This window comes from Pedobacter ginsenosidimutans (genome assembly GCF_001442625.1).
Classification (GTDB): Bacteria; Bacteroidota; Bacteroidia; order Sphingobacteriales; family Sphingobacteriaceae; genus Pedobacter; species Pedobacter ginsenosidimutans.
In genome coordinates this window covers 1-8297 of sequence record NZ_LMZQ01000071.1, presented here as the reverse complement: position 1 = coordinate 8297, position 8297 = coordinate 1, and the positions used below count along the sequence as shown (strand labels likewise).

Here is an 8297-nt window from a genome sequence, read left to right as displayed (position 1 = left end):
AATGATCTCCAGGTTCAGGTTCTGGCTTTGGATAATATCCAATAAACCTTGTCCTACAACTCCGAAACCAAATAAACCGATTTTTAAATTTTTACTCATTTTTTAAAGTGATTACACAGATAGGTGGATTACACCGATATAGCTGCTCTTATTTTGTGATTTGTTTTTAAATTTTATTCTGGTATCCAGTTTTCACCCTCAACCTTTATGCCTTCTACCTCCCTAAGCAGTGTGCTGCAGTTTGATTATTTTTTTATTCCGGCTTTCCTTGATGAAGTTTCCGATTACATTAGTCAGGGCATCTGTTTCGATTAAAAATCCATCGTGACCATAATCTGAATGCAAGGCACTAAATTCTGCTCCAGGGATATGATCGGCCAGGTATTTTTGCTCAGATAAAGGAAACAAAACATCGTTTTCAATTCCGATGACCAAAGTATTTGCCGTAATTAGTTTTAGTGCATCGGCAATACTTTTGCGGTTACGGCCTACATTGTGGCTGTCCATTGCTTTAGTTAAATAATAATAACTGTAAGCGTTAAAACGGTTGATCAGCTTTTCTCCCTGATAGTTCTGATAAGAAGACGATCTGAAATTGTCGGTCTTATCGTTTACACTTTCAACCTGTGTACTACCATAAGCACTATAGGTTCTGTAACTTAAAAGCGCAATGCTACGGGCGGTTTTTAAACCTTTGCTGCCACCGTTAGGTTGGTTGGCATAAAAAGTTCTATCGGTAGTAATGGCCAAACGCTGACTTTCGTTAAAAGCAATTCCCCATGGAGAATGTGCTGCATTAGTGGCAATCAAGATCAGGTTTTCGATTTTATTCGGCTCCGATATGCTCCACTCAACAGCTTGTTGCCCACCTAAGGAACCTCCGATTAATAATTTAATATAATCTATACCTAAATGCGCAGCCAATAATTGGTGTGCCGATACTAAATCGCGGATGGTAAACTGCGGAAAAGAAAGGTAATAAGGTAAACCCGTCACCGGGTTGGTGTTTAATGGGCTTGTGCTACCATAATGCGAACCTAAAACATTCGCACAAACAACATAATGCTCTTCCGGATTGAATAGCGCATTTTCACCGAACAAACCTTCCCACCATTCAAAAACATCAGCATTGGCGGTAAGTGCATGGCAAACCCAAATCACATTATCTTTATTTGCATTTAATTTGCCATAAGTTTGATAAGCAATTTGCAGGTTACGGATTTTTTTTCCGCTCTCTAATTTGAACTGTTTATTATAATGATATGTTGATGATGTACTCATTGTTTTGTTGTATTCGGAATGTTAACGGTTAGGCTTGTAAACGCTCTGTTGGAACTGAAGCATTAATAGTTGCAAAAGCTTGTTCAAAATCGGCTTTAATATCATCAATATGCTCAATGCCTACCGAAACCCTCAGTGCATTCGGTTTTACCCCTGCTGCTAATTGTTCTGTTTCACTTAATTGCTGGTGCGTTGTGGCAGAAGGCTGAATAATCAGCGTTTTTGCATCACCCACATTGGCCAGGTGGGATACCAGTTTTAAGTTATCAATTACCTGTGTAGCATTTTCTTTGCTTCCAGCTAATTCGAAAGATAAAACTGCACCAAAACCATTGCTTAAATATTTTTTAGCCAGGTTGTTATATTTACTGCTGGCTAAGCCAGGGTACTGAACTTCTTTAACTAATGGGTGGTTTTCTAACCAGGTGGCTAATTCTAAGGCATTATCTACATGGCGTTGAACGCGGAGCGATAAAGTTTCTAATCCTTGCAATAAAAGAAAAGAATTGAAAGGTGATAGGGCAGGTCCCAGATCTCTTAATCCTTCCACACGGGCACGGATGATAAACTGGATGTTACCAAATGGCCCGCCGATACCAAAAACATCACTGAAAACCAAACCATGATAACCTTCTGAAGGCTCAGAGAATTGAGGGAATTTCCCATTGCCCCAGTTGTAATTTCCACCGTCAACGATAACACCGCCGATACTTGTTCCATGGCCACCGATCCATTTCGTTGCAGATTCTACAACAATGTTGGCACCATGTTCTAATGGTTTAAACAAATAACCTCCTGCGCCAAAAGTATTGTCGACAACTAAAGGTAGGTCGTATTTTTTTGCAATTGCCGCAATTTTTTCGAAATCAGGCACACTAAACGCCGGGTTGCCAATGGTTTCTAAAAAGATTGCTTTTGTTTTATCGGTTATTTTGCTTTCAAATTCTTCAGGTACATCTGGATTTGCAAAATCGACATGAATCCCCAGACGCTTAAAAGCAACTTTGAATTGGTTATAGGTTCCTCCGTAAATGTGGGATGAAGAAACGATGCTATCACCAGCTTCCAGTATGTTATTTAACGCTATAAATTGAGCGGCTTGCCCCGATGCTACTGCCAAAGCTGCAACACCTCCTTCTAAAGCTGCAATACGTTTTTCGAAAACATCGTTGGTAGGATTCATAATCCTGGTGTAGATATTGCCAAACTCTTTTAATGCAAATAAATTAGCCCCATGTTCGGCATTTTTAAATCCATAAGAAGTGGTTTGGTAAATGGGAACAGCTCTTGATCCTGTTGTTGGATCTATTTCCTGGCCAGCGTGTAATTGTAAAGTTTCAAATTTATATGATGTTGACATAATTTCTATTTTTTTAGTTGATGTGATCAGATAGCAGAAATTAGGATAATCCTAAAACCTAGCAGGGCGTATCCCGATTTCCCGGGACCTTCCGATTTGAAAAAAACAAAAAAGGAAGATTTTTAAATTACTGTATGCAACAGCACATACAAGTAAACGCACGCATATCGCAACAAATAAAAGAAATAGAAATTCGTTCTACCTTTTTAAGATTTGCACTGGGCTCGCTTAGCGATTGAAGATTTAATGTTTTCATCAGTTCTAATTTATATCTCCAAATAACACCATGTTATCCGGTCAGGAATTGGCACCTTCTCTTTCTGAGGGTTGCCAGTGGGTCATCGAGCCAGTCTCTCGCCACTTCTTTATAAATCAACCCGTGAAGATTGACTTTTATCTAGCTATCTGCCAAATAATATTCCAAATGTCTGAATTTAATTTTAATCCACAAAATAAAATTTTGAAATTACATTAACTCGTTGAAAATGAATTGTGTATTTTTATCATGCAATGACAATCTGAAATTTTAATACTGAATTAACGCTTAAAATTCTAAGTTTGTGGTACCTATCTAAATTAATTATGATGAAAAATGCAAAATCCCTATGTTTAGGCCTGTTATTTACTATAGCTTGTTTAAACAATGTAAACGCTCAATTCGGAGGCTTAAAAGATAAATTATTAAAAGTGGGCACAGCCCAGGGTGCTAAAGCATTAGGCGTAGATAAGTTTTTAAAGCAACCTGCTGCCATTACCACTAATTTTGAAGACGTAAATAGAGAAGGCGAAAAGCAGCCTGATTTTATTAATTCATTAAATTTAAAAGCCCAGCCCTTGTATTTGCTGCCTAAAAACCCAGAGGGCGGTTTCGTGCTTTGCGAGGGGCTTTACGAAATGACCAATAAAAGTTATTGTTTAAAAGCAGGAACTTTCGCGCCGTCAAAAGGTGATGGTTACATGTTTGCTCCGGTTTTAGGCCCGAAGGAAGAAATTGTGGTTTCTATACTGAAAAGCGCTGAGAAACATCCTGATGTAGACCAACACGATATTCAGGCTTTACTCTGGACAATCATTGCAAGAACAAAATTTGCCGATTTTAATGGACAGGTTAAAGTAACTGCCATTAAATTATTAACACCGAAACAACTTACACAATTGGAAGGTGGTGCTTTAGGTGTTTTGCCTTTCGATGTAATGGAGAAGGCTAAAGACCAGTTACCATCAGGGGTGAGGGCTGTTTTTGAAGCAGAAAATAATATCCGTCAACTAGTGTCGTCTGGAAACTATACTTATGCCGATATGGAAAAATATGCAATTATAGCGGGTATGGCGCCACCAAGAAGCGATGTGCCAAGTGGTATCTGGACCAAACACCCTGATGGTTATTATGTGCGTTATTTTCCTTCTGGTTATTCGATTACCAAGGTGCAGGTTTACGTACCGAAAGAATTATTGACTAGTGGTACAAAATTAATATATGATGCTGCAGGTGACATTGCCTGCCCGGCTAATACAGGATCGCAACGTTTAGCGCAGACAAATGAGCCACTGGAGGCAAATTATTCGTTGAAGTTGACCACGATTTGTAATCCTAAATAAGATATATAATCCTATAAGGTTTTTAAAACCTTATGGGATTTCTTCTTTACCCCAGCGCCTGCGCTAAATCTGCGATAATATCATCTACATGCTCCAGGCCTACAGAAATACGGAGTAAATTTTTTGGCGTTTTACTGTCAGGGCCTTCAACCGAATAACGGTGCTCAATTAAACTCTCTACACCTCCTAAACTGGTCGCCTGCGCAAATAACTGAACCTTATTCACCACCTTATGTGCAGCTTCCATACCTCCTTTAACCAAAAACGACATCATCCCACCAAAATCTTTCATTTGTTTCTTTGCAATTTCGTGCTGTGGGTGACTTTCCAATCCTGGATAAAAAACAGCTTCAACATGCTGATGTCCGTTTAAATAGTCAGCGATAATTTTTCCATTTTCACAATGGCCTTTCATACGGTAAGCCAGTGTTTTAATGCTTCTGGTTAATAGAAAACAATCGAAGGGAGAAGGAACTGCTCCACCAGTTTGCTGAATGTTTTTGATTTTCTCCCATAACTCGTCTTTTTTTGCTGTTATTAAAATCCCGCCAAGTACATCACTGTGGCCACCCAGGTATTTGGTACTGCTATGCATTACAATATCAGCACCTAACAAAATCGGATTTTGTAAAATCGGTGAAGCAAAGGTACTGTCGCAGGCCATCGTAATGTTTTTAGCTTTAGCTATTTTGGCAATCTCTTCGATATCGGTAACCTTTAATAATGGATTAGATGGGGTTTCGATCCAGATCAATTTGGTATTTGGTTTGATGCTTGATTGTATCAGATTTAAATCGGTCTGGTCAATAAAATCAAATTCCAAACTGTCGTTAAAAATAGTTAGTAACTGTTTTTTAATACCCCAGTACATATCATCAGGTGCAATAATATGGCTGCCAGGTTTTAAGGACTGGAACAAAACCATACCACAGGTATTGCCTGAAGAAAAAGCAGCCGCATCTTCACCATATTCTAATTTCGCTACAGTGTTTTCTAAAGCAGACCGGTTTGGATTGCTTACCCTGCTATACATGTGCCCTCCGGGATAACCTCCATCTTCGTCGCGAAAAAAAGTTGTCGATAGATTAATAGGTAAGGTAACATCGCCAGTAATGCTTTTTACAAGATTAGAAGCGTGAATAGCAAGGGTTTCGGGTTTCATGATAATTGATTTTGATCGAAGTAATATCGGGATGCAATTTAATAATTTGGCGCTAATTTAAGGTTCGTAATGGTTTTGGCAAGATTTATGTAACAAGTTTGACGAAATTAAATTAAACAAAAATGAAAAGATTATTTATAGCTATCGCAATAGCATGTTCTACTTTAGTAATGTTACAAAGTTGTAATACTGCAAAAAGAGTAACTGCAGGTGTAACAGGTAGCAGAGGTACAGTTGTTCGCGAATGGGTAGTGAGTAATGTAGCTTTAGAAGGATTACCTGATGGCGCTGTTCAAGGTTTATTTGGAGAGAAATCTTACAAATGCTTCCAGGGAAGTACATGGAACTTAACCAATAGCGGTAATGGTTCTTACACTTTACCAGCATCAAGTACTTGTGGTGCGGTAATGCAGACTATTTTCTGGTCGGCAGCACCTAAAGATCAAACCTTCCAGTTTAAGAAAATATTTGAAGGTGATAAAGCTAAAAACGTAACAGAAGGTTACCGTTTAGTATTAACTGATCTTTCTAGCACACAAATGATCTTGAAATCGCCAATCGAATTTGGTGGCAAAACGGCTAACATCGTTTTAACGTTTGTACCTGCAGCAAGATAGTCAGATAAAAAATATCAACCTGTGAAAAACATAAAGCACTTCTTAAAAGAGGTGCTTTTTTTGTTTACCGTCTTTTAGGATTGCCGCGGAAACACGGATTTATACGGAGTCTCTTAGACTGTTTTATAGTAGGTTTTTAACCACAGATTAACACAGATATAAATTAGAATCAGGTTTTGTCTTACATACCTGGCCGTCAAGCGGGAAGCATTAATTTATACTGGAGTTTGACAGTTATTTTTCCGTGACTTCCGTGTTCCGTGGCTAATATTAACGCCTACAGCTAAGCTCACGTTAAAAGCAATCAATATCTGTGTTTATCCGTGTCCATTTGTGGTTAATAATCAAGGACAACATTCAAAAATCGCGGTTTGTTACAAGAAAATGATTTTCAAATCGGCTCATTATTGTATTTTTGTTCAAAATAAATCAGGAATGAATACAACTGAGCAAGTTGAAAAAATATTAGCTGATACCAATTTATCAACTGAATTACAAAACATAGCACACAAAGTCCTTCGGGGAGAACGCATTACCTTCGATGAAGGCGTTCATTTGTACGAACATGCAGAACTGGGTTATCTTGGTATTCTGGCAAATTTTATCCGCGAACAGAAACACGGTGATAAAACTTATTTCAACCGAAACTTCCATTTAGAACCTACCAATCTTTGCGTTTACGACTGCAAATTTTGCTCATACTCCCGTTTAATCAAACAAAAAGAAGAAGGCTGGGCCTTAACGATGGAGCAAATGCTCGATATCGTTAAAAAATATGATGGCGAACCTGTAACAGAAGTGCATATTGTTGGTGGGGTACTTCCTCAATACGATGTGGCCTTTTATTCTGCTTTATTTACCGCTATTAAACAGCATCGCCCTGATTTGCATGTGAAGGCATTAACGCCTGTGGAGTACCATTATATCTTTAAGAAAGCCAAAATCGATTATGCAACGGGTATGCGTTTGATGAAAGAAGCCGGACTAGAATCAATACCAGGTGGTGGGGCAGAGATTTTTCACTCTGAAATCAGAGAACAGATTGCTAAAGATAAATGTACTGGTCAGCAATGGTTAGATATACATGAAGAATGGCACAAACTAGGGATGCGCAGTAATGCCACCATGCTTTACGGTCATATTGAAAAATATTGGCACCGGGTAGATCATATGGAGAAATTACGTGAATTGCAGGATCGCACAGGTGGTTTCCAGACTTTTATTCCGCTAAAATTCAGAAATCAACATAACCAGATGAGTAATGTGCCCGAATCTTCTGTGATTGAAGACTTAAGGAATTACGCCATCGCCCGTATTTACATGGACAACTTCGATCATATTAAAGCTTATTGGGCAATGATCAGTCGCGAAACAGCCCAGTTATCTTTAAATTACGGTGTTGATGATATTGACGGTACGTTGGATGATACCACCAAAATATATTCAATGGCCGGTGCCGAGGAACAAACACCCGCAATGAGTACCAAGGAACTGGTGAATCTGATTAAACAAGTAGGCAGAAAAGCAATAGAACGCGATACTTTATATAATGTGGTTACCGATTTCGAACATGTAGTTTTCGAAGAAGAAAAGAAACCTCAATATTATAAGCTACCGGTAGTGAATTAGGATTGTTATGATGATAGGATTTTAAGATCTTTTCGCAAAATCCAAAAAATCAATAAATAAAAACGTTAATCCTGCAATCTTATAACCCTAAAAATCCCATTTTAATGGTCAAAGAAATATACATCATACGCCACGGCGAAACGGAACTTAACAGACAAGGCATAGTACAGGGCAGAGGTATAAATTCTGACTTAAATGATTTGGGCAGGGCGCAGGCAGAAGCGTTTTACCAAACCTATAAAAATGTCCCTTTTGATAAGATTTACACTTCCGATTTAAAACGAACCTGGCAAACTGTCCAGAAGTTTATTGATTCGGGATTACCATGGGAAAAACTTTCGGGTTTAGACGAACTGGCCTGGGGCGTTTGGGAAGGAAAACCGAATACAGAAGATGCACGTGATGCTTTCCGTGAGATGTTACAGAGTTGGCAGGATGGTAATTATACCGCACATTTCGAGGGCGGTGAAAGTGTTCAGGATGTTTACGAACGTTTAAAACAAGCCATGGAAGTTTTGATGAGCAGACCTGAAGAAAAAACGGTTTTACTTTGCATGCACGGTAGAGCGATGCGCGTTTTCTTATGTTTATTATTAGGCAAACCACTGAGCGAAATGACTGAATTTCCACATCAGAATACGGTGCTTTA

The 8297-nt window shown here is 38.6% G+C and carries 7 protein-coding genes and 1 riboswitch; of the genes, 4 read left to right on the top strand and 3 right to left on the bottom strand.

All coding sequences use genetic code 11. The annotated features are described in order from the left end of the window. Positions 1–222: 222 nt before the first annotated feature. Together ASU31_RS26760 and ASU31_RS26755 are read right to left on the bottom strand one after the other, a co-directional pair. Positions 223–1281, bottom strand: a complete 1059-nt coding sequence (locus ASU31_RS26760; protein WP_057935294.1) for a homoserine O-acetyltransferase family protein — start codon at positions 1279–1281, stop codon at positions 223–225. Between the two features lie 28 nt (positions 1282–1309). Beyond that, on the bottom strand, positions 1310–2641 hold the full coding sequence (locus ASU31_RS26755; protein WP_057935293.1) for an O-acetylhomoserine aminocarboxypropyltransferase/cysteine synthase family protein: 1332 nt from the start codon (positions 2639–2641) through the stop codon (positions 1310–1312). Positions 2642–2904: 263 nt separating this feature from the next. Beyond that, positions 2905–3015, bottom strand: a riboswitch (SAM riboswitch). Between the two features lie 211 nt (positions 3016–3226). Between ASU31_RS26755 and ASU31_RS26750 the strand changes: the two genes are divergently transcribed. Further along, a complete protein-coding gene (locus tag ASU31_RS26750; protein ID WP_057935292.1) occupies positions 3227–4240 on the top strand; it encodes a hypothetical protein in 1014 nt (337 codons plus the stop codon). 46 nt (positions 4241–4286) lie between these two features. Here the strand turns inward: ASU31_RS26750 and ASU31_RS26745 are convergent, their stop codons facing one another. Next, complete coding sequence (locus tag ASU31_RS26745) at positions 4287–5402, bottom strand: trans-sulfuration enzyme family protein (protein ID WP_057935291.1); 1116 nt, start codon at positions 5400–5402, stop codon at positions 4287–4289. Between the two features lie 122 nt (positions 5403–5524). Here ASU31_RS26745 and ASU31_RS26740 point away from each other — a divergent pair, with 122 nt between their 5' ends. The 3 genes from ASU31_RS26740 to ASU31_RS26730 form a co-directional block, all read left to right on the top strand. After that, entirely contained in the window at positions 5525–6019 is a 495-nt protein-coding gene (locus ASU31_RS26740) for a hypothetical protein (protein ID WP_057935290.1), read from the top strand. Positions 6020–6454: 435 nt separating this feature from the next. Continuing rightward, positions 6455–7648 carry an aminofutalosine synthase MqnE gene (gene mqnE / locus ASU31_RS26735; protein ID WP_057935295.1) on the top strand — a complete coding sequence of 398 codons (1194 nt, stop codon included), beginning with the start codon at positions 6455–6457 and terminating at the stop codon, positions 7646–7648. A gap of 104 nt (positions 7649–7752) precedes the next feature. Continuing rightward, on the top strand, positions 7753–8297 hold a 545-nt coding region (locus ASU31_RS26730; protein WP_057935289.1), incomplete at its 3' end, for a histidine phosphatase family protein.